This is a genomic window from Lewinella sp. IMCC34183 (assembly GCF_003390915.1).
Taxonomy (GTDB): domain Bacteria; phylum Bacteroidota; class Bacteroidia; order Chitinophagales; family Saprospiraceae; genus Neolewinella.
Window position 1 is genome coordinate 115,845 of sequence record NZ_QMEM01000008.1, and the last position, 25,658, is coordinate 141,502.

Annotated in this window: 22 protein-coding genes; 17 read left to right on the forward strand and 5 right to left on the reverse strand. The window is 61.5% G+C overall.

Annotated elements, in window-relative coordinates:
• Positions 1 to 65: 65 nt before the first annotated feature.
• From DQG19_RS16645 to DQG19_RS16680, 7 genes are all read left to right on the forward strand, one after another.
• On the forward strand, positions 66 to 686 hold the full coding sequence (locus DQG19_RS16645) for a NifU family protein (RefSeq protein WP_116127424.1): 621 nt from the start codon (positions 66 to 68) through the stop codon (positions 684 to 686).
• 97 nt (positions 687 to 783) lie between these two features.
• Positions 784 to 2,082: an adenosylmethionine--8-amino-7-oxononanoate transaminase gene (bioA, locus tag DQG19_RS16650; protein ID WP_116127425.1), complete on the forward strand. Its 1,299-nt coding sequence runs from the start codon at positions 784 to 786 to the stop codon at positions 2,080 to 2,082.
• A 28-nt stretch (positions 2,083 to 2,110) separates the two neighbouring features.
• Positions 2,111 to 2,452 (forward strand): 2Fe-2S iron-sulfur cluster-binding protein, encoded by a 342-nt coding sequence (locus DQG19_RS16655; RefSeq protein WP_116127426.1) that lies wholly within the window; start codon positions 2,111 to 2,113, stop codon positions 2,450 to 2,452.
• Between the two features lie 126 nt (positions 2,453 to 2,578).
• Positions 2,579 to 2,824: a Fe-S cluster assembly protein IscX gene (gene iscX, locus DQG19_RS16660; protein WP_116127427.1), complete on the forward strand. Its 246-nt coding sequence runs from the start codon at positions 2,579 to 2,581 to the stop codon at positions 2,822 to 2,824.
• Between the two features lie 341 nt (positions 2,825 to 3,165).
• On the forward strand, positions 3,166 to 3,702 hold the full coding sequence (locus DQG19_RS16670; RefSeq protein WP_116127429.1) for a KdsC family phosphatase: 537 nt from the start codon (positions 3,166 to 3,168) through the stop codon (positions 3,700 to 3,702).
• Positions 3,703 to 3,868: 166 nt separating this feature from the next.
• Positions 3,869 to 4,609 carry a T9SS type A sorting domain-containing protein gene (locus DQG19_RS16675; protein ID WP_116127430.1) on the forward strand — a complete coding sequence of 247 codons (741 nt, stop codon included), beginning with the start codon at positions 3,869 to 3,871 and terminating at the stop codon, positions 4,607 to 4,609.
• Positions 4,610 to 4,717: 108 nt separating this feature from the next.
• Positions 4,718 to 7,033, forward strand: a complete 2,316-nt coding sequence (locus DQG19_RS16680) for an ATP-dependent helicase (RefSeq protein ID WP_116127431.1) — start codon at positions 4,718 to 4,720, stop codon at positions 7,031 to 7,033.
• Positions 7,034 to 7,039: 6 nt separating this feature from the next.
• On the opposite strand, the gene DQG19_RS16685 is transcribed toward DQG19_RS16680, so the two are convergent.
• Genes DQG19_RS16685 through DQG19_RS16695 form a run of 3 tightly spaced genes read right to left on the reverse strand, consistent with a single transcriptional unit; the run spans position 7,040 to position 12,947 of the window.
• On the reverse strand, positions 7,040 to 8,254 hold the full coding sequence (locus DQG19_RS16685; RefSeq protein WP_116127432.1) for a Pycsar system effector family protein: 1,215 nt from the start codon (positions 8,252 to 8,254) through the stop codon (positions 7,040 to 7,042).
• Complete coding sequence (locus tag DQG19_RS16690) at positions 8,244 to 9,182, reverse strand: SdiA-regulated domain-containing protein (protein WP_116127433.1); 939 nt, start codon at positions 9,180 to 9,182, stop codon at positions 8,244 to 8,246. Before DQG19_RS16690 ends, DQG19_RS16685 begins: the two co-directional genes overlap by 11 nt.
• Before the next feature lie 9 nt (positions 9,183 to 9,191).
• Positions 9,192 to 12,947 (reverse strand): metallophosphoesterase, encoded by a 3,756-nt coding sequence (locus DQG19_RS16695; protein ID WP_116127434.1) that lies wholly within the window; start codon positions 12,945 to 12,947, stop codon positions 9,192 to 9,194.
• A 270-nt stretch (positions 12,948 to 13,217) separates the two neighbouring features.
• Here DQG19_RS16695 and bshB1 point away from each other — a divergent pair, with 270 nt between their 5' ends.
• Positions 13,218 to 13,949, forward strand: coding sequence for a bacillithiol biosynthesis deacetylase BshB1 (gene bshB1 / locus DQG19_RS16700; protein WP_116127539.1), 732 nt, complete (start codon positions 13,218 to 13,220; stop codon positions 13,947 to 13,949).
• Here the strand turns inward: bshB1 and DQG19_RS16705 are convergent.
• Positions 13,946 to 15,277, reverse strand: coding sequence for a polysaccharide deacetylase family protein (locus DQG19_RS16705; RefSeq protein WP_157974563.1), 1,332 nt, complete (start codon positions 15,275 to 15,277; stop codon positions 13,946 to 13,948). The two genes, bshB1 and DQG19_RS16705, sit on opposite strands and share 4 nt — an antisense overlap.
• 73 nt (positions 15,278 to 15,350) lie before the next feature.
• Here DQG19_RS16705 and DQG19_RS16710 point away from each other — a divergent pair, with 73 nt between their 5' ends.
• Together DQG19_RS16710 and aroB are read left to right on the forward strand one after the other, a co-directional pair.
• The gene (locus DQG19_RS16710) at positions 15,351 to 16,160 is read left to right on the forward strand and encodes a hypothetical protein (protein ID WP_157974564.1); all 810 of its coding nucleotides are present in this window, start codon (positions 15,351 to 15,353) and stop codon (positions 16,158 to 16,160) included.
• A gap of 10 nt (positions 16,161 to 16,170) precedes the next feature.
• Positions 16,171 to 17,235, forward strand: a complete 1,065-nt coding sequence (aroB, locus tag DQG19_RS16715; RefSeq protein WP_116127437.1) for a 3-dehydroquinate synthase — start codon at positions 16,171 to 16,173, stop codon at positions 17,233 to 17,235.
• Between the two features lie 10 nt (positions 17,236 to 17,245).
• On the opposite strand, the gene DQG19_RS16720 is transcribed toward aroB, so the two are convergent.
• Positions 17,246 to 17,722, reverse strand: a complete 477-nt coding sequence (locus tag DQG19_RS16720) for an Hsp20/alpha crystallin family protein (RefSeq protein ID WP_116127438.1) — start codon at positions 17,720 to 17,722, stop codon at positions 17,246 to 17,248.
• Between the two features lie 149 nt (positions 17,723 to 17,871).
• Between DQG19_RS16720 and DQG19_RS16725 the strand changes: the two genes are divergently transcribed.
• The 7 genes from DQG19_RS16725 to DQG19_RS16755 all read left to right on the forward strand — a co-directional run bounded on the left by DQG19_RS16725 (position 17,872) and on the right by DQG19_RS16755 (position 25,652).
• Entirely contained in the window at positions 17,872 to 19,299 is a 1,428-nt protein-coding gene (locus DQG19_RS16725; RefSeq protein ID WP_198661780.1) for a TlpA family protein disulfide reductase, read from the forward strand.
• Entirely contained in the window at positions 19,300 to 19,740 is a 441-nt protein-coding gene (locus DQG19_RS16730; protein WP_116127440.1) for a hypothetical protein, read from the forward strand.
• A 100-nt stretch (positions 19,741 to 19,840) separates the two neighbouring features.
• On the forward strand, positions 19,841 to 21,340 hold the full coding sequence (locus DQG19_RS16735) for a putative maltokinase (protein ID WP_116127441.1): 1,500 nt from the start codon (positions 19,841 to 19,843) through the stop codon (positions 21,338 to 21,340).
• A gap of 12 nt (positions 21,341 to 21,352) precedes the next feature.
• A complete protein-coding gene (dapB, locus tag DQG19_RS16740; RefSeq protein WP_116127442.1) occupies positions 21,353 to 22,033 on the forward strand; it encodes a 4-hydroxy-tetrahydrodipicolinate reductase in 681 nt (226 codons plus the stop codon).
• A 38-nt stretch (positions 22,034 to 22,071) separates the two neighbouring features.
• A complete protein-coding gene (locus DQG19_RS16745; protein WP_116127443.1) occupies positions 22,072 to 22,956 on the forward strand; it encodes a hypothetical protein in 885 nt (294 codons plus the stop codon).
• Positions 22,957 to 23,004: 48 nt separating this feature from the next.
• On the forward strand, positions 23,005 to 24,099 hold the full coding sequence (ald, locus tag DQG19_RS16750; RefSeq protein WP_116127444.1) for an alanine dehydrogenase: 1,095 nt from the start codon (positions 23,005 to 23,007) through the stop codon (positions 24,097 to 24,099).
• A gap of 35 nt (positions 24,100 to 24,134) precedes the next feature.
• A complete protein-coding gene (locus DQG19_RS16755; RefSeq protein ID WP_116127445.1) occupies positions 24,135 to 25,652 on the forward strand; it encodes a M28 family peptidase in 1,518 nt (505 codons plus the stop codon).
• Positions 25,653 to 25,658 lie beyond the last annotated feature (6 nt).

The following is a 25,658-nucleotide window of genomic DNA, read 5'->3' on the forward strand; positions in this document are numbered from 1 at the left end:
GGAGCGGCAAGGCACCTACGGGTCAACCCTGTCGGTTCACAGGCGTTATCAAACAAAAGATCACCATGAGCGAAGCTACCACCGCCACCAAGCGCCCCGTCCTCCTCTATACCGAGCAAACTCCGAACCCCGAAACCCTGAAATTCGTCACCAACCGGATGCTGTACAACGGCACCGCCGAATTTCGCGAAGAGGATTTCGCCCGGGAGTGGTCGCCGCTGGCCGCCGAGCTGTACGACTTTCCCTATGTCCAGAAAGTGTACATCGCCAATAACTACGTGACCATCACGAAGGAATTCAACTACAGCTGGGATGACATCATGCTCAAGCTGAAGGAGTACGTAAAGGGCTACCTGGAAGAGAATAAGCCGATCATCAACGACGGCTTTGCCGAAAAGGTAGCCGAGATCGAGGCCGAGCGCGGCGTCAGCTACGAATACACCGAGGACGAGGCCGAAACGGTTACCCAGATCAAGGAACTCATCGATACCTACGTGAAGCCCGCCGTGGAAATGGACGGTGGCAACATCGAGTTCAAGAAGTACCAGGACGGCGTGGTGACCGTCATCATGCAAGGCGCCTGCTCCGGCTGCCCCAGCTCGACCGTCACCCTTAAGTCCGGCATCGAGCAGATGCTGAAGCGGATGATGCCCCAGGTCAAAGAGGTCGTCCAGGAGATGGGCTAGGAAGCCTCCGCTGACGTACCCTTTACGAAATACGAAGGTTACGGCGGGACGGTCCTCACGGATCGTCCCGCTTACCATTTAGGTAGTTTTCCACCGCATGACCCCCTCACAGCTCGCCTTCGACCGCGACCACCTCTGGCACCCCTATACGAGCCTTACCGATCCGCTGCCCGCCTACCCGGTAGTTTCCGCCTCCGGTAGCCGCCTGCGGCTGGCCGACGGACGGGAGCTGGTGGACGGCATGTCCAGCTGGTGGTGTGCAATCCACGGCTACAACGTGCCGGAACTGAACGCCGCCGCTACGGCCCAGTTGGTAAAGATGAGCCACGTCATGTTCGGCGGGCTCACCCACGCCCCCGCCGCGGAGCTGGGCCGTCGCTTGGTCGACATTACCCCCGACGGGATTGAATGCGTGTTTCTGGCCGACAGTGGATCCGTCAGCGTGGAGGTAGCCATGAAGATGGCCGTGCAGTACCAGTACGCCCGCGGCCAGCGGGGCCGCACCACCTTCCTCACCCTGCGCGGGGGATACCACGGTGACACCACCGGACCGATGTCGGTCTGCGATCCGGTCACCGGCATGCACCAGCTCTTCGGCGGCTTCCTGCCCCGGCACGAGTTCTACGCGCGGCCCCCCGGCGGTTACGACGCCGCGCCCGACCCGAACTACGTGGCGGGACTAGTGGAGTGGTTTGCCGTCCACGCCGAACGCGCCGCCGCCTTCATCGTGGAGCCGGTGGTGCAGGGGGCGGGGGGCATGCACTTCTACAGTCCTGAATACCTCGCGGTGTTCCGGCGGTTGTGCACGGCCCACGGGCTGCTGCTTATCTACGACGAGATCGCTACGGGCTTCGGACGCACGGGCCCCCTCTTCGTGGGCGGGGCCGCGGGTGCAACGCTCACTCCGGCGGGGGATGCCGACCGGCTCCCCGACATCATGACCCTGGGCAAGGCCCTGACCGGCGGATATATGACGCTCGCGGCCACCCTGTGCACCCGTCACGTGGCTGATACCATCGGACACAGCGACGTCTCCGTACTGATGCACGGACCCACCTTCATGGCCAACCCCCTGGCCTGCGCGGTAGGTATGGCGAGCATCGACCTGCTGCTGGCGCGGGGGTGGGCAGCCGACGTGGCCCGCATTGAAAAGGCACTGACCCGGCACCTGCGCCCCGCCGCCCGGAAGGACAGCGTGAAGGAGGTGCGGGTACTCGGAGCGATTGGCGTGGTGGAACGCCACGAACCGGTGAACGTCGCGGAGATTCAGGCGCGGTTTGTGGAGGCCGGGGTGTGGGTGCGCCCCTTCGGCCGGCTCGTGTACCTGATGCCGCCCTACGTAATAAGTGACGCGGACTTAGAACTGCTGTGCAGTGCGGTCGTTAAATATGTTTAGTTTCGCCCCCCGTTAAAGATTTCCCCCCATGGCCACCGTAAAATTCACCTTCGAAGACAAGAACATCTCCCCCAAAACGGTGGAGGATGTCGAGACCGATATGAGCATCCTCGAGGTCACGGAGGAGAACGGCATTCACCTCAATCATAACTGTGGCGAAGTCTGCGCCTGCTCAACCTGTCACGTCTACGTGCTCAGCGGCGAGGACTCGCTGGAAGAGATCAGCGACAAGGAAGAAGACTTCATCGACCGGGCGATCAATCCACGCATCGAGAGCCGCCTGGGCTGCCAGGCCGTCATTCTGGACAAGGATGCCGTCATCGAGGTAGAAATTCCCGACCAGAGCCGGATCATCGGCCACGAACACTAGAATCTACCAGTTACAATTACGGAGATACTACTCACCAGTTGTTTTGCACGTTCACTGCGGCAACGAGGGCAGCGAGCATCCCAGCAAATTGTACATTGTAATTGGTATATTTTCAATTATATATAGATGAGTTTCAAAGACTTCGACGATTTTCCCTTTGGCTGGGCCGACCATGAGGACATCGCCATTGCCCTCTACGACCGCTTCGGCGACGACTTCGGTCAGGACAAGATCTACCGCATCCGCTTTACCGATCTGCTGGAATGGATCCTGGAGATCCCCCAGTTCACCGGTACCCGCGAACAATCCACTGAGGAACACCTGGAGCAGGTTCAGGCCAAGTGGGTGTATGAGTGGCGGGAGAATCAGTAGGTGGTCTTGCTCCCTGCGGTCGCTTTTAGTTCTGTAGTCACGCTCCCTGCGGTCGCTTTTAGTTCTGTGGTCACGCTTCCTGCGGTCGCTGTTAGTTCTGTAGTTCTGTAGTTGCGCTCCCTGCGGTCGTTCTTTGGTTCTGTGGTCACGCGGTGTGTGATTGGCTGGCAAAATATCTGTAAGGCATTGAACCCTGCTATAATCGGCAACCTCCGTCACCGAACTACCGAACTACCGAACTACCGAACTACCGAACTACCGAACTACCGAACTACCGAACTACCGAACTACCGAACTACCGAACTACCGAACTACCGAACTACCGAACTACCGAACTACCGATGAACGAGCTAGAACGCTTCCAGGAAATAACCACCTTCATCTTCGACGTGGATGGGGTGCTTACCAATTCCCAGTTGCTGGTTACGGAGGACGGGCAGTTGCTGCGGCAGATGAACGTTCGTGACGGCTACGCCATCAAGCGGGCGCTGGAGGTGGGGTACCGGGTGGCGGTGATCACGGGGGGTAAAAGCCTGGGCGTGGTGGAGCGGCTGCAGGGCCTCGGGGTCGTCGACGTCTACTACGGGGTGGGGGACAAGGTGGAGGCCTACCGCGAATTTATGGACCTGCACGAGCTCGACGATGAGAACGTACTCTATATGGGGGACGACGTGCCGGATTACGAGGTGATGCGGCTCGTGGGCTTCCCGGCCTGCCCGAAGGATGCCTGTCCTGAGATTCTGTCGATCTCGAAGTTCGTCAGCGATCGCTGCGGGGGCGCGGGTGCGGCGCGGGACGTGATCGAGCGTACGCTGCGGCTGCACGGAAAGTGGATGCCGGACGCGGGTGACGAAGAGGTGCCCAGCAGCGATTTCTGATCTGCCAGGCCCGGTACGATGCGGGTCCGTTAACTAATTACGGTCACCCACCAACGTCTTCCGTACGTACCGCGTCTGACGGGATACAAGGACCTTCCCCGTGCGAATACTCATCTTCCTTCTTTTGCTGGCTCCCGTGGCGGGCAACGCTTGCTCGTGTTTTTTTATGGAAACCTTTTGTGCCTATAGCGCGGATTACTTCGCATGGACGGAGGGGAAGGCCGTCGTGGCACGGGTACGGCTCCTGAAGTTCGCCAACGCTTCGCGGCAGGGCTACTTCCCCCTCTACGATATGGAATTGTTGGAGGTATACGCCGGCGATGCGTCGGTGGGCGACCGGGTAAGTCTGCTGGGGCAAGATGGTGGCAACTGCAACGGTACCATCCGCGATCACCGCATCGGGGAAGAGTACATCGTGTTTTTTCCGAATACGCCGGACCGGCACATGACTTACTACAACGACAGCGACGTCGACAACCCCTATCCCATTTTTGACCTGCCGGGCTGCGGGCCGTCGGTACTAAAAGTGGTCAATAGCCAAATAAGGGGCACGATCGCCGAGGAAGTAAATTCCGTTCCCCTGTCCGGATTTTCCCGGCAACTGACCCACTGCCTGGGAGACTACGTCAAGGACGACGGGGAAGCCCACATACCGGTGCCCGCTATCCGGGTGGCCGTATTGCCCAATCCCGCGCGGGAGGGCTTCACCGTGCGGCCGGAGCGGGCCATCGCGGTCCACAGGATTACGCTGTACGACGTGCTCGGTCGGCTAGTCTGGCGGGAGGACCTTGGCGGGGAGATCGTAAGCGAATACCGGGGGAGCGTCGCGGGACTGGCCTCCGGGATGTACGTGATCGTACTGGAAACCGATGGTTTGCGCATCAAGGAGCAGGTGATCGTACAATAGCCGGGGGCAAACCGGTGCGGCCACTTTTTTACCGGTATACACCGCACCCGCGTCCGCGCCCAACAATTTGTTGCTTATCTTGGCCGCCCCGCTCAATCCAGTATTCCGATGTCCGACCCGAAAACCAGCAGCTACCTCGACTCCCTCAACGACGTGCAACGGCAGGCGGTGACCACCATTGACGGTCCAGTGCTGGTCGTAGCCGGGCCGGGATCGGGTAAAACCCGGGTGCTGACCTACCGCATCGCCTACATCATCGAGCAGGGAACGGCTCCCTGGGAGATCCTGGCCCTGACCTTCACCAACAAGGCGGCACGGGAAATGAAGGAGCGGATCGAAACGGTGGTCGGCAAGCGGGCCAGCTACATCTGGGCGGGCACCTTCCACAGCCTGTTCGCACGAATCCTGCGCGTGGAGGCCCAGCACATCGGCTACCCGAGCAACTTCACGATCTACGATACGGACGATACCAAGAGCCTGATCGGGTCGATCATCCGGGAGATGAACCTCGACAAGCAGGTCTACCAGGCCAATGCCATAAAGAACCGCATCAGCTCCGCCAAGAGCAGCCTGATCACCCCCAAGCTCTACGAGAAGAACGAGGAACTGCTGGCCCAGGACAAGATGGCCAACATGCCGCTCGTCTACCGCATCTACGCCGCCTACGTGGCGCGCTGCAAGCAGGCGGGGGCCATGGACTTCGACGACCTGCTCTTCCGCCTGTACGAATTGCTGCAGAATCACCCGGAAGTGGTGCAGAAGTACCGGGAGAAATTCAAATACGTGCTCGTAGACGAGTTCCAGGATACCAATACCCTGCAGTACGCGATCATCAAGCGGCTCGTACAGTACCCCGACAGCCCCCGCAACATCTGCGTGGTGGGCGACGACGCCCAATCGATCTACGCCTTCCGGGGGGCGACGATCCAGAACATCCTGGACTACGAGAGCGACTTCGGGCAGTACGGGATCCGCACCTTCAAGCTGGAGCAGAACTACCGCAGTACCGAGAACATCGTCAATACCGCCAACGCCGTCATCAGCTACAACAAGCGGCAGATCCAGAAAGAGATCTGGAGCGACAAGGGGGTAGGGGACAAGATCCGCGTCATCAAGGCCGTCGACGACAACGAGGAAGGCCGGCGGGTGGCGGACACCATCCTCGAACAGAAGAACCGCTTCCACCTGCAGAACAGCGACATTGCGATCCTGTACCGCACCAACAGCCAGTCCCGGATCTTCGAGGAATACCTGCGCCGCTTCAACATCCTGTACCGGGTCTATGGCGGACAGAGCTTCTACCAGCGTAAGGAAGTGAAGGACCTGATCGCGTACCTGCGGATGGTCGTCAACCCCAACGACGAAGAGGCCTTCCGCCGGTCGATCAACTTTCCGAAGCGCGGCATCGGAAATACCAGCGTGGCCAAGGTGGCCACCCTGGCGCGGCAGGAAGGTATGACCCTGTTCGAAGCCCTGAAGCACGTTGCCCTGCCGAAGCGGACGCGGCACGCGGCGGACGGCTACATCCACATCATCGAGCAGGCACAGAAGAAGGTCGACACCGCCAACGCCTACGAGCTGGCTGACCAGATCGCCAAGGGCTCCGGCCTGACCGACATGCTCCGCAACGACAAGTCGATCGAGGGCATGGGCCGCCTCGAGAACCACGAGTCCCTGCTGGACGGCATCAAGTCCTTCGTCGAGGAGGATACGGTCATCGACACGGATACCCTGCCCGACAAGTCGCTGGCTACCTACCTGCAGAATATCGCCCTGCTGACCGACTTTGACAGCAACGAGGAAAACCAGTCCGGCGACGTGGTGACGCTGATGTCGGTACACGCCGCCAAGGGGCTGGAGTACAAATCCATCTTCGTGGTCGGTCTCGAAGAAAAGCTGTTTCCCAGCTGGATGAGCATGGACAGTATGGAGGGCCTCGACGAGGAGCGGCGGCTTTTCTACGTAGCCATCACCCGCGCCGAGCTTTACCTCACCCTGAGCTACGCCAACACGCGTTACCGCTACGGGAAAATGGTCATGAACGAGCCAAGTCGCTTCCTGGCGGAGGTACCCGCCGACGCCGTGGAGAATACCTCTTCAAACCGCCGGAGCGCCGATCACGAGTACGATAAGGTAGCCCAGCAGCGCGAGCACCGCGCCCGGGTGACCGGGGTTACGCCCCGCAACCGCCGGGGCACGGCCCGCTTCGCCACGCCCAAGGTGGATCCCGATACGTTCAAGCCGAGTCCGGTAAGCGAAGTAGAGACCGGGCGGAGGGTCCTGCACCTGAAATTCGGAGAGGGGAAGGTGCTCAACATCGACGGGGGTACCGACAACCGCATCGCCACCATACACTTCAGCGATCTGCCGCAGCCGGAGAAGCGCATCATGCTCAAGTTCGCCAAGCTGCAGGTGCTGGACTGATTTCCCCTACTGCATATTTGTGAGGTTCCAGACGTACACGGTCAGGAAGGTCAGTACGGCCAGGGCCAGGCCTCCGATGAAGGTATTGTAACTGATGGTGAGGAGCAGGTACTTGCGGTGGAGTACCTGACCGAGGTCGTAGAGGTCGCGCGCCAGGTCGTCGTAGAGGCTGTCCTGGTCCATCTTCATTTCCGACAGGTAGCGGATAAAGTCGGACTTCTCGATCTTAAGGAAGTTGCCGAAGTAAAGCAGGCTGGCCTCCTTGCTTTCGAGTAGTTTGCGCTTCTTGATGCGGTACTCCGTCACCTTGGGCCGCGCGGAAAACACGGCGAAAATGACGGCCGTCAGCGAGCTCAGCAGCAGGATGATAATCGGCGCGAGAAACTCGGGGCTGTCGAAGAACAGTTCTTCGAAGAAGCTCAGACCGGCACCGGAAATGGCGATCAGGATGGACAGGATGATCGTGTTGATGGAAATCATCATGTTGGCCTTGTCGTCGGCGATCCGGCTCAGGTTGATGTGGTTGCGGAAGGCGGTGCGGTACATGGTATCGATGCCCCGACCGAAGTTCTTGCCGGTTTTGGCTTTGACCTCCTTCTGCTGGATCTTGTAGTTGTTGCTCTGCTGTTTGCTGACGTTCTTGCGGCGCCGGCCATCGAATTCCTTCTTGCCAACGTCGGTGAGGTAGTTGAACCTGAGGAGGAAGTCCTGCATATGCTCCCCGAAGGCAACCGGGTCGCCGTGTTTGCCCTCGATGGCCTCCCGTTCCAGTTGCAGTAGGTCGGAGCGCCGGTCGTACCGCTTGCGTCCCAGCCAGTTCCAGACCGCGTCGTGGATCAACCGGACCTCGAAGGGGCTGTTGGAGGTAGCGTCGGGTACGGCGGTGATCCACTCGGGTGCCTGGCCGGCGTCGTAGTTCGTTTTCTGGGCGAAGGCGCGCAGGTCGGCGGCGGACCGTTCGGTGAAGTTGTCGGCGCCGCCCGTATAGCCAACGGGATAGAACAGGCCGGCAACGATCAGGCGGTCGGTTTCTTCCTCGTTTAAGCCGGCGGCTTCGGCCAATTCCGCGGCTTTATCGGCGATCTCTTCCGAGTAGGCGTAGTTGTGAAAGAGGAATTTGGGGTCGAGGTCGTCGTTGAACCGCTCCCGCACAAAGGCCCGGGCCCGTGAGAGGACGGTCTGCTCCTTGGTTTCGACCTTGGGTTTCGGATCATTGCTCATTGGGGGAAGGTTGCTGCATGCGGGTGAGGGTAGCGATGATGCCGTTGTTGCCACGGCCCTCGCTGCTGATGTATAGATCGCCGTTTTCGGCGAAGGTGATGCCTTCGGGTTGGGCAAAGGTCTTTTTCTCCAGTAATTCCACGTGAAGGATATTACTTTCGCGGTCGATGACAACCAGTACGTTGCCCACCGAGGAAAGGATGTACAAGTCGTGGGTGAAGGGGTCTACCGCGATGCCGCTGGGCTTTACGATGTATTCCCGGTTGCTCCCGAAGACGATACGGCCCACCTCCAGCTGGTCGATGTAGTAGGTGGGCTGGGGATTCAGGCGGCCATCGTTGATGTCGTACGAGTATACGCCCCGGCGCGTGTCCTCTTCGTCGAAGCCGCCGTTGAGTTCCTGCTCTTTGGGTACGATCAGCAGGGTATTGGTAAGGGAATCGTAGCAGATGCCTTCGGTATCGTTGCGGTAGCTGAAATCGGTTTCCAGCTTGCGGGCCGGAATTTCTTCCTCCCCTTCCTGGTAAACGAAGTAGTGGAGGTCCCCGTCTTTCTCAAGAACGTAAACCTCGGAGGCGTGGCGGGCCACGCCCTCGTAATCGCGATCCTTGTCGAAGGCCACCCGGCTGGAGGGTATTCCGGTGAAGGCATTGACTACGAACAGCTCACCCGCCTCATCCTGGATGGCGAAGACCTCACCGGCCTTCACACCCCGGCACAGTCCACTGATCTCTTCGAGTTCTTCGGGTAGGGTGACGACCCGGGTCAGGCGATCGAAGTTGTAGGGGAAAAAGTAACCCGGGGTAGAGAAGCTTTCGGTCTCCGGGCGCTGCCTGACGGTGAACGCCACGTAGGCCACTCCGATACCGAGTACGACTACCAAGATGACGACGCTAATCAGGTTGGGTTTTTCCCAGAGTTTGTTCATGTGCTACGGTTAGAAGGGGAATCCGGCAGCAAAATTAAGGCGCTCCTGGTCCCCGTCGAGAAAGTAGGTAAGACTGAGGATGGTCGCGCCCAGCGGAGCGATCCATACCCCACCGCCGTAGCCAACGTGCCAGGTGCTGCTGTTATCACCCTCCAGCCATACGCGGCCATGGTCCAGACCGAGAATAAAGCCACCAATGGTGGGCACCTCTCCCTTTCCGAAGCCGAAGCCCATGAAGCGGAGATCGATGTTTTGGTAGACCATATTGTTGCCAAGGTAACGATCTACCCGCGCAGCGCGGTAATTCGACCGGCCGCCCATCGAGGCCAGCTGGTAGAAGAGCGGGTCACCGTCGTTGAATTCGACACCGATGCGGGTGGCAAAGTTGATTGCCTTGGTGATCATTCGGTAGAAACTGAGGTTGCCGCCGTACTTGGTGGTAGACAGGCCCGAGTCCTTGAGGTTCCAGCTCTGGCGGGCAAATACCTCGTACTTGACGCCGTTATCGGCAAGTAGCGGTATGGCCAGGTTGTTGGAGGTGATCCGCGCCGCGATACCGGCAAAGGGTTGGCGGTCGAAGACGAGGTCGGGAATGATGTTCTCGTCGTATACGGACCGGTTGATGAGCGAGAAATCGGGGGCTTCCTTGAGCTGATAGCTATGAAAGAAGGGACCCACCGAAAAGCTGAAGCGGTTGCGGCTGCCGCGGAGGCGCAACATGGGGTTAATGAAGATTTCCTCCCGGCGGGCGCGGTTGTATTCCAGCCGCTGATCGTCGGTAATGCCCAGCGCGGAGAAGTCTTCTTCGTCGGGCCGTCCGGCGCCGTCGTTGCCCAGCGTGAAGAAGTTCGCTACGTAGCCCGGGCTGAAGTAATGCGCCTCGATCGTCAGGTCGTTGCGGCGGCGGAAGAGGTCATTTATTTCCCCGTTGTAGTTGAACTTATAGAACTCGTTGGTGCTGTAGGTCCCCAGGATGCTGTGCCGCTGGGCGTAGGGATCGGGTTTCCAGCCCATCACCGTCCGCGAAAGGCCGGCGCCGATAAAGAGTCCGTCGTCAACGTTGTAGCCGAGGGCGGGCGTCGGGGTGGTGTAACTCGGGTAGTACTCCTCGAAGTCGTAGGTGTTGAGGTCGGGGTGGTTGTCGCTGAGGCGCTTGCCGATCCGGCCGGTATTTCCCGTAAAGGACATGCCCTCCTTCTCGTCGTAAGCGCGGGCCCGTAGGCGTCCCTTGGCATTGATCACGTCGTCGCCGTCGCCCCCGATCACGCGCAGCGTTATGCCGCTGGTCGTACCTTCGAGGTCGAAGCGGTCGTCGTCCCCGAGGCCGTACAGGATTACCGATTGGGTCTCGCCGGGGTGGAACACGCGGTCGTAGTAGAGCTCGTCGATCTCGCCTTCGCTGTCGGCGTCGTACACCCGGACGTGCAGGTCGCCGTTATCGAGCCCTTCGGCTACGAAGACGTCTTCTTTATCGGTTCCGAGCACGTTAACGCTCTCGGCCAGGGTTGCGTAGTAATCGTCGGCAAATTCGTCCAGCTGCCGCAGGCGCGACTTCAGCTTGCCGTCGATGTCCATCTCTTCCAGGCTGAAGGGGAGAACCTCGGGAGGCATCTGCTGCAGCGCATCGTCGATATCCTCGTCGCTGATGGTCTCCTGCATGAACTTCGCCTCGGCGATCATCTGTTCGCGGGTGATCTTATTCAGGAACACGCGGTCGTTCCACTTGCCGTTGAGGGCCCGCCACCGGGCGTGGTCCAGGTCGTAGCCGAAGGGGCGCAGCTTGCGGGCCTCGGGGATAAAGAGGCGCGCGATGCCGAGCAGGGTACCGTCGAAGTTGCTGAACACCTGGTCGCGGTCGCGGCCGATGCCGACGTAGCGGGTGCGGCCGTCGGGCTCGTCGAAGGCGGCCCAGCGCCACTGGTCGCGGTGGCGGTCCCAGTCGCCGATGAAGAAGTCGAACAGCCGGGCGCGGGCGTAATTTTCCTGGTCGGCGAAGTTCTTCCAGTCGTCCCACAGCTCTTCGCGCATGCTGCTGTTGCTGATGATGTCGTCGCTGCTGCCGAAGAAGTCGGTGTCGCTCCAGTCCTCGTCGGGGCGCTGTTCGAGCCAGTACATCTCACCGCCGAAGTTGGTGTTGAATCCGTCCAGTCCCGGTTGCTTGGGTACGTAGTACAGGAAGGGGTCGGCCGCGTAGAGGCCGAGTTTTTTCTGCAGCGGGGGCAGGGCCAGCGGCGCGTAGGGGTGGATCGCCGTGAACTGGTCCTTGGCCACGTCGGCCGCGAAGCTGTTTTCCAGGAGGCTGGGCAGCAGCTGGGCGGGGTTCTTACGGACCGAACGCAACTGGTAGAGGTGGCCGTCGCCGCCCTCGGTGTGGAGGCTCATGGTCGTCATCCCCCCGCCGCGGCGGTACGGGTCGAGGCCGCCGAAGATGGTATCGACGTTCAGTACCGGCACCTTGATCGGCAGGTAGTACAGCCGGCGGTAGTGGCGACCGAAGGTGGTGTTGTAGGCCGTTCCCCGCTCGTCGGGATCACCCGCGTAGATGGCTGACCGCACGGTATCGTCGTTGACGACCTCCGCCGGGATGGCCTCGACGCCGACGTCCTGAGGCTTGTTACGGTCCTCGATGATGCGGCGATAGAATGTTTGCTGCTCGGTGCCGTCTTCGTCGACGGTGTAGAAGCCTACGTAGACCGCCCCGTCGTCGTAGAAATCCAGCCGGCCGTAGCCGACGGCTCCCTGGACGTAGTTGGCATCATTGCCCGGGACGGCCGGGCCGCGCTCGCTACCGGATCCCGCGACGATCTTGACGTACTCGTCCTCGTGGGCGACCATCATATTGTGCTCGTGGCCACTGACGAAGATGACGTTGACCTCATCGTCGATGCCGGCTTCGATCTTACGCACCAGTTGCTGGTAGCGTAGGCTGTGGATGTCCTGCGTTCCTCCGCCAACCCCCTGGATCAGGCGGTAGATGCTGCCGACGACGGGGAGCGGCACGTAGGCGCCGGGAATGGCGTCGGCCAACGGGAAGAGGTGTTGCCGCAGGCTGTACTGGCCGCCGCGGTTTCCGTTGGCCTGCAGGGGGTGGTGCATCATGACGATCTTCACCTGGTCGCGGTAGCCCTTGATCTCGTCGGCCAGGGCAAAGGTCATGGCGTCGCGGTTGGTATAGTCGCAGCCCTCGCTGACCTCCTCGTCGCGGTTCCAGTCGGAGAGATACCAGGCGCTGTTGATGCCGATAAGTCCGACGCCTTCGAAGAGTTCCTCGTCGTCCGGGCCCGAGCAGGCGCGGTTGGGCATGAAGCGGATGTCCTTTTCGCTGTTGTCGTCGAAGTAGTCTTCCAGCCGGTCAAGCCGGCTGAACTGACCGTCGCGGGCCAGTTCGTTCTCTCCCGGGGTGTAGTATACCTCACCGGGTACCCGCTGTAGGCGCTGGATCAGGGCGTCGAGGTAGGCTTGGTCCTTATCGTCGGGATTCTTCTCCAGTCCTTCCTTGCCGACGATGTCTCCGAGCAGCAGCAGTGAGCTTTCCTTCTCGCCGCGCGGCATCTTGTCGATCATCGTTTCCAGCGTGGTCAGTCCTCGCCCGTAGTCGTACCCCAGGTCACCTACCAGGAAGCTGGAATACTCCAGGGTGCCGGTAGGGGCCGCGTCGCTGGTGAGGTCTTCGATTTCGGCTTCGTGAGCTTTAAAGTTTGCGCAGCGGGCCAGCAAAAAGAAGGCCGCCAGCAAAATGGCATAGCGGAATATAATCTTACGCATCGTATGGATAATGTTGGGGCTATAACTGGGGGCCAGCAAACTAAGTTCGTCAGTTGGGTTGCGTTACCGGGCGGTGTACCCGGCCGAAGGTCCGCCGGGAAAGGGATATCCGACCATACCGTCGTGATACTCAGTGAGAACCCCCGCCGGAAGCTTTGTAGTATCGATCCGGCACGTTTATTCGGCTTTGCCTGCTTGTTTCAAGTCAACCGTCGCGATGTTGGCGGGTTAGTTCGTAATTCATCCCACCGCAATTAATATAGCTACATGATTAAGGTCAACATCCTCGCCGTTGGCGTACACCCCGACGATATCGAGCTGAGCTGCGCCGGCACCTTGCTCCGCCACGCCGAGCTGGGTTACACCTTCGGCCTGCTTGACCTTACCCGGGGGGAGCTCGGCACCCGCGGTACCCCTGAAATACGCTCCCGGGAAGCATTCGCCGCGGCCGAAAAACTGGGCGCCAAGTTCCGCGAGAACCTCGACTTGCCGGACGGCTTCGTGACCGCCGACGAAGCGACCGTCCGCAAGATCATCACCGCCATCCGCGACTGCCAGCCCGATATCGTACTGGCCAACGCGCTCTCCGATCGCCACCCCGACCACGGAAGAAGCGGTCGGTTGGTGGCCGATGCCTGCTACTACAGCGGACTGCTGAAGATCGAAACCAAGGATTACAGCGGCGTGATGCAGGAACCGTGGCGCCCGGAGGCCGTATACCACTACATTCAGGACCGTAACCGGGCTCCCGATTTCGTGGTCGATATTACCAAGCACTTCTCCCGCAAAATGGAGGCGGTGGCCTGCTTTGCTTCCCAATTCAACGACGACGTGGCCAGCGTCTACAGCAAGGAGCCGACCACGCCGATCAGCGGACGGGACTTTATGGAATTTCTGCACGCCAAGGCGCGCAGTCTGGGACGGGAGGCCGGGTACGACCTGGCGGAGGGCTTCAACGCGGTGCGCTACCCGGGCGTCGGTAACCTGTTCGACCTGGACTAATCCGTCTCTGGGCTCCACGGCACGGCCTCTCCGGCCAGCAGGTCGGCCAGCGTAGTCGTGTACATCTCCCACCAGCCTTCCCAGCCGTACTCCGCGGCAAAGCTGCTGTTGTGCCACAACAGCGGGAAGGGACCACCGACCGGCAGCACCGCCGCGGCGAGCGACCGTATGGTGGTCCCCGCCTGCGCCGCGTCCATCCCCAGGTAGTTCCGCAGGGTGACGTCCATGGCCGCAAAGGGGTGGACGACCAGCGGCGTCGCGGTCTCGCGGGACAGGTCGTACCAAAAGAAGGGCAGGTTGGTCCCGGCCCGCCATCCGACTGCGTCGCTGTAGCCCATGCTGTGGTCCTCGCGGATGCCCGCCTCAAGCAGGAACCGGTAGGTAGCGGGCAGCCGAAACCGTAGGAAATGCTGCCGCGAACAGCAAACACCGTGGTCCAGTATCTCCTCGATGCGTTCCCGCTCCTCGGTCACCAGTTCCGGGCGATCCGGACTGCGGTAGCTCGGGTGCAGCCCGATACGGGCGTGGGCTTCCAGCCGTCGCATGAGCTGTCGCTGGGCATCGGGGATAGGGTAGGGGTTGGGGTCTACCCGGGAAGTACCGCCGGCCAGCAGCCAAAAGTAGGTGCCCAGCAGTCCGTGTTGCCGGTGAAATTCCTCGAGCCGCCCGATGGTATAGTAGGGGTCGGTTTGCGGACCCGACCGCAGCCGGGCCACCGCCCGGGAAAACCGGCCCTGGAAGGTATCCTTCAGCAGCCCGGCCCGGCCGCGCCAGCCGCGGTGCTGCCACGCCCACAGCAAGTCGATGTCGTAGGTCGGGCGCACGGCCAGGGGGCGGGCCCGGGGCGGGGGCAGGTCGGGAAACCACGCGCGCAGCCGGCGCTCCAGGGCGGCCGTCCACTCCCGCACCACCGGACGCTGCAGGTATCCGTGCCGGTGGGCGTGGGCGGCGGAGGCGGAAAACCGGCCGTGGCGGTCGGGCGTGAAATCGGCGTATTCCTCGTAGCGGCTCACCGTCCAGAAAATACAGGCCAGCAGATCATGTCCCCCGGGAGTAGGAAAGAAAAGCGGCAAACCGTCAGGGCCGGTTTCGGGGGCGAGATCCGCAGGTGCGGGGTCGCGCCCGGACAGCAGGGGGTGGCGGGGTAGGCTGCGGGGGCCGGTTCCTCCGTAGTGAACGGCGTACCGGGCCTCCACGGGGCCAAACACCGACCGGTCGTTGTAAAACAGGAAACGATACCCGAGATCATTGCCGATCAGGTCCAGCACGTAGCGCAAGCGGGGGTGGCGGATGGGAGTGATGACCCGGATTTCTGGGGGCGAAGACACGGCGGGCGACAATTGATGCGGCTAAAGGTACCCCCCCACAACAAAGCAGGGGCAAATGCTGTACTTTCGGTGTATGTCCCTACCGTCCCGCATGCTCTTCACGTGTTGCCTGTTGCTGGTCTCAGTCGTCGTTACGGCCCAGACCCAGCTCCCCGGTGACCGGAATATCTACGACGCCAACCCCATCGGCGTGGTGTACGACCATGAATTGACCTTCAACGTAGCCATTGCGACCCCGCGTAACTTTTTCGTGGGGGTTCGTTCCGGAAAGCTGGTCACTTACGACAAGACGCGCTTCTGGACGCTGACCTTCGGGGACATCCGCCACAGCCGCGAGCGCCGCGAAAATCCCGACCGCGTCAACGTGGTCAGCAATCGCGTCAGCCGGGCATACGTGTTCGGTAAGCAAAATCAGCTGTATGCCCTGCGCCTCGGTTTCGGGAAGAAGCGTTTTCTCTCCGAGAAAGCACCGGAGCGTGGTGTAGCCATCGGGTACTCCTACGAATTTGGTCCTTCCCTTGGCTTCGTAAAGCCTTACTACCTGGAAATCGAGCGCGCCGATGCCGCCCCGGAGGACGTGCGCTACACCGGCGACAACGCCGACGTCTTTCTGGACAACCAGGTCAACGTGTTCGGGGCCAGTGCCTGGACCGTGGGCCTGGATGAGGTCGGGATCCGCCCCGGCGTACACGCCCGCTTCGCCACCCACTTCGGCTTCGGGGCCTACGACGAGACCGCCAAGTCGCTGGAAGCCGGCATCATGGCCGACTACTTCCTCGGCAACACCGACATCATGATCGAGAGCGACCTGACCCCCGGCGTAACCAACCCCCCGCTATACCTGAGCCTGTTCATCAACGTTCAGATCGGCAAGCGCTGGTAAACCCCGCTTCATGACCCTTACCGTTGCCTCGGATTACGATATCCGTATCGCGCCCATCGGCGCCTCCCACTTTTCATGGCTCGAAGAACGCGGCTACGCCGGTTGGGTGGTACTGTCCGACGAGCATACCCGCACCCATTGCCTGCCCCTGCTTGCCCCTTTCCTGACCGGAAAGAAGGTGGTCTACATCGACGTCCCGGCCGGTGAGCGCTTCAAGCACCTGGATACCTGCCGCCACATCTGGGAGGCCATGTTTGCCGGTGGGGTAGGGCGGCGCTGGTGCTGCCTCAACCTCGGCGGAGGCGTGATCGGGGACATGGGGGGCTTCGCCGCGGCTACCTTCAAGCGGGGCATCGACTTCGTCCAGATACCGACCACGCTGCTCAGTCAGGTGGACGCCAGCGTCGGGGGCAAACTCGGGATCGATTTTCACGAGGTAAAGAACAGCATCGGCCTGTTCGCCAATCCGCGCTCCGTATGGATAGATCCGGCTTTTTTACGCACCCTCCCGGAGCGGGAACTGCGCTCGGGCTACGCCGAAGTGATCAAGCACGCCCTCATTGCCGACGGGGCGGAGTGGGAGACCCTGCGCCGCGGGACAGAACTGCGGTCAATCGACTGGGAGAAAGTAATTACGCACAGCGTCGCCCTCAAGCGGGAAATAGTGGAGGAAGATCCCTACGAGCGCGATCGGCGGAAGGCCCTGAACTTCGGGCACACGATCGGACACGCGGTGGAAAGCTTCTTTCTGCCCCGCCCCGAGCGCCTCTTTCACGGCGAAGCGGTCGCCATCGGTATGATCACGGAGTCCTGGATCAGTCGGCAGCAGGGCCTCCTGGGCACCGCCGATCTGGAGGCGATTGCGGACTACTGTACAGAGCTGTACGGCCACCAGGAGGTACCGCGGGCCTCCTTTATTCAGTTGATCGAACTGATGCGGCAGGATAAGAAGAACGAAGGCGACGAAATTAACTTCACCCTGTTAGAAAGTCCTGGTAGGGCGGTCGTAAACCAGGCAGCGACCCCGGAAGTCATCCTGGAGTCGCTGCGGTACTATAATTCTCTGGCCAAATAAGGGTAGCTCCTTACTGGCTGATCGTGATGCGGCGCGGTTCGCGGGTTTTACTGACTGGACCCAGTACGGGCACGAAAACTTCCAGGATACCCCGGGTATAGCCTGCCGTGATGTTTTCCTCATCGGCCTGTTCGGGCAGGGAGAACCGGCGGCGGAAGGTGTGGTACATATGCTCGCGCTGGGTGTAGGAGTCGTGGTCCCGCAGCCGGTCGTCGTGGGGCTCCGCTTTGATGGTCATCACACTATTGTGGATGGAGATATCGAAGTCTTCCCGCTCGTAACCCGGGGCGGCCAGTTCTACGAGGTAGCCACGGCGGTTTTCCTCGTCAAGCTCCGTGATATTGGCGCGGGGGACCGAGAACTCGTAATCTCCGTCGATGGTCTGGTTGCCGTAGAGGCGTTTGCGCTGAATATCGAAGAGGTGATCGGAGTTGCGGTATTTTGAATTTTCGGGGGAGATTCCGGTGAAGGATGAGAAGCTTTTCATAGCGGGCGATGGTTAAAGATTTGAAAAAACGTCCGGGGGTGCGGACACTTTTGCAACGAATGGGCCGGCGGCCGTGTTCGTTGCACGCCCTGCCGTGCACGCCGCCCGCCCGCCCGTGCGTTACCTTTACTACTCCAGAATTCCGACCGATGTATTATCGCCTTCTCGTCCTCTTCCTTTTTCTTGCCGCCGGCCTCACCGCCCAGGACGACCGGTACCGCATCACCGTAGACATCGACGGCTACGATGCCGAAATCCTTACCCTTGGGTACTACCTGCTGGACAAGCAGTACATCGTCGATACCGCCTACCGCAGCGAAGCGGGGGATTACACCTTCGCGGGCGACTCCGCTGCCCTGGACCCGGGCATCTACCTGGTCGTACTCTCGCCCGACAACAACTACTTTCAGTTCCTCATCGGCGAGGACGGCGATCAGACCTTTACCCTCTCTACCAGTATGAACACGCTGAACGAGGTACGGGCCGAGGGCAGCAAGGAGAACGCATTGTTCTACGATTACCTTTCTTACCTGGCGGAGCGGCAGCGGGAGAGTGCCGGCCTGCGCGCCCTCATTACCGATACAACCACCGCACCTGCGCTCGTCGCCGAAGCAGAGGTAAAGCTGGAAGAACTGGACGAACAGGTACGGGCACACCAGGACAAGGTAGTAGCCGACCACCCGGACGCTTTCGTTTCCGCCATCATCCGGAGCAACCAGCCCGCCACCCCGCCCGACTTTGCGGAGATGACCGATGAGGAAGCGCGCCGTACCCGGCAGTGGCGGTGGCTGCAGGACCACTACTTCGACGGCCTCGACCTGACCGACCGCCGGCTGGTGCGTACGCCCTTCCTGTTTCAGCGCATCGACTACTACATTAATACGCTGCAGGTGAAGCACCCCGATAGCCTGGCCGCCGCCGTCGACCGGGTTCTTTCCCGCTTCGAGCCCCAATCGGAAGCTTTCAAGTACTTCACGGTCCACTACACCAACGAGGCGGCAACCAGCAATATCGTCGGCATGGATGCCCTATACGTCCATATGGTCGACACCTACTACCGCACCGGCCGCGCGTACTGGTCGGACGGCGAGCAGCTGGATAAGATGGTGGAAACCGCCGACGAGCTACGGCCGCTGCTGATCGGCAAGACCGCCCCCGACCTCCAGATGGTTACGCGGGAGGGTAAAGACACTTCCCTCTACGCGATCGACTCCGACTACACGGTGCTTTATTTTTGGCGCTACGACTGTCCGGCCTGCAAGCGCTCCACTCCCCAGATGAAGGAATTCTACGAGAAGTACCGCGACCAGGGCGTCACCATTTTCTCGATCTGCACCAAGGGCGTCGAGGACCTGGGCAACTGCTGGGACTACGTGGACGAGCAGGGAACCGGTGACTGGGTACAGGTAGCCGACCCGTACCAGCGGTACTACCGCGACTACGACATCAAGTCCACGCCCACCATCTTCCTGCTGGATAAGGATAAAACGATCGTAAGCAAACGGATCGCGGCCGACCAGCTCGGCGACATCATCGATAACCTGCGCCGCCAGGCCGCCAGCGCCGCGGGTAAGTAGATGGATCCCGAGCAATTCATTCCCGTACGCACCGACCTGTACGCGACCCTGGCCTTTTGTGCCGCCGGGGTGGCCGTCATGCTTTTTCTGGCCGTCAAGGCCGGTCGCGCGCAGCATCCCGATCCACGCCGCCGGGTATTATTGCCGATGCTGGCCTACTTCGGTGGGCTGTTGTTTCTCATGGCTTTTCTGGGCGCTCTGTGGAGCAGCTTCAAGTACCCCGACGTGACCGTCACCCCGACCGCCTTCGTGGTCGGTGACGACGAACTTCCTCTGCCGCCCCTGGGCAGCGTACGGCTGGAGAACGTCGGTCGCGGGGTCAATCAGGACCAGCAAGTCCTGCTGGTGCAGACGCGGGACCGGCGCAATTGGGTGTTCCCGGGTGATCGCTACGACATCAAGCGGATGTACGGGCTATTGCGGGAGTATAACCAACGGTAGCGCGGCGTACTTTGCGCGCCTAACGGGTAACGCCCGGGGAAGCGGGTAAACATTGCCGGCCCCTCCGCGCTATACGAAGACCGATCACCCAAGCCATGTTATGCCACCGACCGCCACTTTTCAACAGCTCTTTCAGGACCGGGATTTCCGGGAAGCGTTTACCGATGTCCTGCTGCCCGGATACCTCCCCAAACAGCGGTGGTTCACGAGTAAGGGAAAGGAAATTTCGGAATGCTGGATCGCCGAGGCGTTCTCCGTTCAGGAGGATGCCGGTATCGTGCTGATCGACGTGGCCTTCGGCGACGGGAGTACGGAGCGGTTCCAGATGCCCCTGGCCATCAACGGGACCCCGGCGCTGCGGGCAGCCTATCAGGAGCACCATCCGGGCCTCATTCTGGGCGAGATCACCGGTACGGGCATGCTGGTCGACGCGGTGGCCCGGGAGGACTTCCGCGCCCGCCTCTACAGTCTCATCCACGGGGGTGAGCGCCTGGACAACGGGCTCAACGCCGAGGCGGGGCGTGCGCTGGGCGAAGCACCGGCGGAGGTGAGCAGCGTGGTGCCCGCGATCGATACGAGCAACACCGCCATCATTTACAACGACCGCTTTTTCTTCAAGCTCTTCCGGAAGCTGGATCCCGGTCTGAATCCGGACCTGGAGTTGGTGCGCTTTCTTTCCGAGCGGACGGGCTTCGCGTATTGTCCACCCTACGGGGGCAGTCTGGGGGTCGGCGAAATGGATGACCCGGATTACCTGAACCTGGGACTGATGAGCGGCAAGGTGGATAACCACGGTGATGCGTGGTCCTTGTTCCAGGACCTTACCGCCCGCTATTTTGCCGGCGAGGGGGACGTCGACGAGGAAACCCGCGGGCGGGCCCGCCTGCTGGGGGAACGGACGGCCCAAATGCACCAGGGACTCGCTTCCGCCGGACCCGACCGGCCCGACCTCGAGCCGGAGCCCCTCACGGGCGATTACCGCGGTGAGATATCCGACGCTGCGGTGCGCCTGCTGGACCGGCAGTTTGCCCAGCTGAAGCAAAAGCTGCCGGGGTTGACGGGGGAGAACCGCGCCCTGGCCGAACGGGTACTCAACGCCCGGACCGCCCTGAACGAGCGACTGTCGCGCCTCCGGGACCGACCGCTGGCGGCAAAACTAACCCGTATCCACGGCGACTACCACCTGGGGCAGGTACTCTACACCGACGACGACTTCTACATCATTGACTTTGAGGGGGAGCCACTGCTGAGTATCCCCGAGCGTCGCCGGAAGCGGCCGCCGCTGAAGGATGTGGGGGGCATGGTACGTTCCTTTCACTACGCCGCGCAGGGGCAGCTGCTGCTCAACCCCGACCGCTACGCCGGCCGCGATCTGGCCGAGCGGGCGGAGCACTGGTACCGGACCGTCTCGGAAGCTTACCTCGACGCGTACTTCGCCGCCTGCAACGGGGCGGACTTCCTGCCCGCGGACCCCGACGATCGCCGGGCGCTGCTTGAACTATTCATCCTGGAGAAGGCGGTCTACGAGGTAGCCTACGAACTTAACAGCCGGCCGGCGTGGCTGGGAATTCCGTTAAACGGCGTTCTTTCGCTGGTCTGAATTTAAGATTACATGAAAATCGTACTGCTCGGCTACGGCAAGATGGGCCACTACATCGAACGACTGGCGACCGCCGACGGTGACACGGTGGTCCTAACCGTCGACGAACACAACCGCGGCGACGTCACTGCCGACGACCTGCGAGCCGCGGACGTGGCCATTGATTTCTCGCGACCCGACGCCGCCGAAGCTAATATTGACCTCGCGCTTGCCGCAGGGATCCCGGTAGTGGTCGGTACCACGGGCTGGCTCGATCGCCTGCCCGAGGTCCGCAAGCGGGTTGCCGCCGTCGACGGGGCGCTCTTTTATGCCTCCAATTTTAGCATCGGGGTCAACCTGTTCTTTGCCGCGGCGCGCGATCTGGCGCGCCACCTCGGTGAGGCGGGATACACCGCCCGGATCGAGGAAACCCACCACACCGAGAAGCTGGACGCGCCCTCGGGGACCGCCCTGACGCTGCAAAGTGAGGTGGCACCCGCCATGGGCGATTCGGGGGTACCCATTACCTCCTTTCGCGAACCGGACGTGCCCGGTACCCACCGCCTGCAGTTCGTTTCGGAGATCGACGAGATCGAGCTGACCCATACGGCCAAGTCGCGGGAGGGATTTGCCCGCGGCGCGCTGGCGGCCGCCCACTGGATGGTCGACCGGCGGGGGGTATTTACCATGTCTGATTTCCTTGGGACCGCCTAGGACCTTGCGCTATCTTTACGCCGCTATAAACTACCGCCATGTTCCGCTTGCTTTCCGGTATCCTCTTCCTGTCGTTCGCACTGTCACTGGGTGCGCAGGCTCCCGCCACCCAGCTGTACGTCTTTGACCTGCAGGCCAACGACTCCTCCGTGGTGCTGACCAATCCCCGGTACCTGACGGCCTTCAATCCGGACGGCTACAACAATCATCCGAACTGGATCGATGCCGACCGGCTGTACGCCTCGGTGAAGACCCCCGATATGACGGAACCGGACGTGTACCTCTTCGACCTGGCCGCCCGTACGCGCACCCGGTTGACGCAGACGGCATCGGGCGAATACAGCCCCAAACCGCGGGGTACTTCCGGGCGCTTCTCCGCCGTCCGACAGGAAATCGTAGGACAGGATACGGTCCTGCGCCTCTGGGAATTCCCCACCGACCGCTCGGATAACGGACAGCCCGTACTGTCCAATTTCGCCGGCGTCGGATACTACGAATGGCTAAACAACGTGCAACTCGCGCTCTTTGTCGTCGAGCAACCGAACCGCCTCGTCCTGGCTTCCTCGAACGGCGACGCGCCGCGTACCCTGGCCACCAACACCGGCCGCACCTTCCGCCGGCTGCCTAACGGGAATCTGGTGTACGTAGACAAATCCGTTTCCCCCGGCCGCCTGGTGGAGCGCAACCTGTACCGGCAGGAAGAACCCCCCACCGTGATTGCCGATATGCCGGAAGGCACAGAAGATTTCACCACCTTGCCCGACGGCAGCTATCTGGCCGCCGTCGACAGCAAACTGTACCGTTTGCAGCCCGCCGACTCGCAGGAGTGGCGGCAGGTCGTCGACCTCACGTACTACGGCTTGCGCGACATTTCCCGCCTGTCCCTGAACAGCCGGGGGCAGCTTGCCCTGGTCGCCGAGTAAGCGTCCCTACCCTTTATCCCTAACCATAGCCTACCAAATTCCCCTCCCATGATCATTGGATGTCCCAAGGAAATCAAGAATAACGAAAACCGTGTGGCCCTGACGCCCGGTGGTGCCCTGGAGCTCGTCCGGCGCGGCCACACCGTGCTCGTGCAGACCGGCGCGGGCCGCAACAGCGGCTACACCGACGAAGAATACGTGGAAGCCGGCGCCGAGATCCAATCGGACATCGAGTCGGTGTACGCCCGCGCGGAAACCATCGTGAAGGTAAAGGAACCGATTGAAGCGGAGTATTCGCTGATTCGTGAGAACCAACTGGTCTTCACCTACTTCCACTTTGCCAGTTCACAGGCGCTGACGGAAGCTATGGTCAAGAGTAAGGCCGTCTGTCTGGCGTACGAAACGGTGTTGGGGCCTAACGGGAGCCTCCCCCTGCTCGTGCCGATGAGCGAGGTCGCGGGCCGCATGTCGGTACAGGAAGGGGCCAAGTACCTGGAGAAGCCCGCCGGCGGCCGGGGTATCCTGCTGGGTGGCGTACCCGGTGTACCGCCCGCCCGGGTGCTCATCCTCGGTGCGGGAATTGTCGGCACCGAAGCGGCGAAGATGGCCGCGGGCCTGCACGCCAACGTCACGATCATGGACATCAACCTGGAGCGGCTGCGCCACCTGGCGAACGTACTTCCGGCCAACGTCACCCTGGTCTTCAGCAACGAGTACAACATCCGCCGGGAGTTGCCCCGTACCGACCTCATCATCGGGGCGGTCCTGATCCCCGGCGCGAAGGCCCCCCACCTCATCACCCGGCAGATGCTGTCGGAGATGCGTGAGGGAACGGTCGTTATCGACGTGGCCGTCGACCAGGGCGGCTGCATTGAGACCTGTCACCCGACCACCCACGAAGATCCTACCTATACCATCGACGGCGTGATCCACTACTGCGTGGCCAACATGCCCGGTGCCGTACCCTTCACCAGTACGCTGGCCCTTACGAACGCCACCTTCCCCTACCTGCTGCAAATTGCCGAGAAGGGATGGGAGCGCGCGACGGAAGAAAATGCCGGACTCAAGGAGGGCTTGAACATTGTACGGGGCGAGATCGTCTACCGTGAAGTTGCCGAGGCGTTCGAGCACCTGGTGGCCTAGGGGCCGGGTACCGGGCTAATCGCTATTTTTGCGGTATGAAGTATTGCCTGATTTTCCTGTCTCTTTTCGCCGGTACCCTGGGTGCCCAGACTGCCGGTGGCACCGTTGACCGGTCGCTGCCGGAATTCACCTTTGACCGGCTGGACCTGGCGGGTGAGCTGTTTTTTCTCTCCTCCGATTACCTGCAGGGGCGGCGGACCGGATCGGCGGGTAACGAGGTAGCGGCCGAATACATCGCCGCTCAGCTGCGGGCCTTCGGGTACGCTCCGCTGGACGCGGCCGACAGCAGCTACTTCCAGACGGTACCGCTGCGGCAGGTGGGCTCGCCGGAATCCGCGGAACTGACCATCGGCAGCGACACCTACCGCAGCGGAGGCGATCTGCTCGTTGCCCGCGGCCCCGAAGCGACGGCCAGCGGCCCGGTGGTTTTTGCCAACTTCGGTTGGGTGGACGCCGAAAACGGACGCGACGACTACGCCGACCTCGACGTAAAGGGTAAGATCGTGATCACCCGTCCCGGCACCCCCGACGACCAGAGCCAGCAGGCGGTCTTCCGCGGCATAAGCCGCAAGGCGGAGATGGCCGCGGCGGCCGGAGCCGTGGCCATCTTCGAGCTTTACACCTTACCCTTCCCTTGGCAGCGGTTTCGCAGTTACCTCGGCGGGGAACGAATCTCGATGAACGAGGATTCGGCACCCGCCACCATTCCCTACGGCTTCATCCGCCTGGAGGATGATAAAGTGGCGGCCCTCCGCGGTGCACCGGAAGGTTTTCCGGGGAAAGTTACCAGCAGCGGTATGCGAATCACTGACATGGCCAGCCGGAACGTCGGTGGGATCCTGCGCGGCAGCAACCCCGACCTGGCCGATGAGTACCTCCTGATGACCGCCCACTTCGACCACGTCGGGGTCGGCAAGCAGGGTGGGGGATACTACTCCGCAGAGGACAGCATCTTCAATGGCGCCCGCGACAATGCCTTCGGTACCGTCAGCCTGCTGGCGGCGGCCCGGGCCTTCGCCGAGGCACCTCCCGAGCGCTCCGTGATCATCCTCGCGGTCACGGGGGAAGAGCTCGGCCTCCTGGGCAGCCAGTACTACTCGGAGCACCCGCTGGTGCCGCTCGACCAGACCGTGTTTAATTTCAACACCGACGGGGCCGGATACAACGATACCTCGGCCATCAGTCTCATCGGTATGGGACGGACGGGCATCGACGAGCAGATCGAAACCGCCGCCGCTGCCTTTGCGACAAACGTGATCTCCAACCCGGCCCCCGAACAGGGGCTATTCGATCGTTCGGACAACGTAAGCTTTGCCGCCAAGGGGATACCCGCCCTCACGTTCTCACCGGGCATGACCGGCTTCGACGACGCTATTGCCAAGTACTATCACCAGGTCACCGACAATCCCGAAACGGTCGACCTCGATTACCTCAAGCGGTACTGCCAGGTGTTCACCCTGGCCGCCCGCCTAATTGCCAACCGACCCACGGTTCCCTTCTGGAAGGAGGGAGACAAATACGAAACCGCCGGCCGTGCCCTCTACGGAAAGTAACCGCCC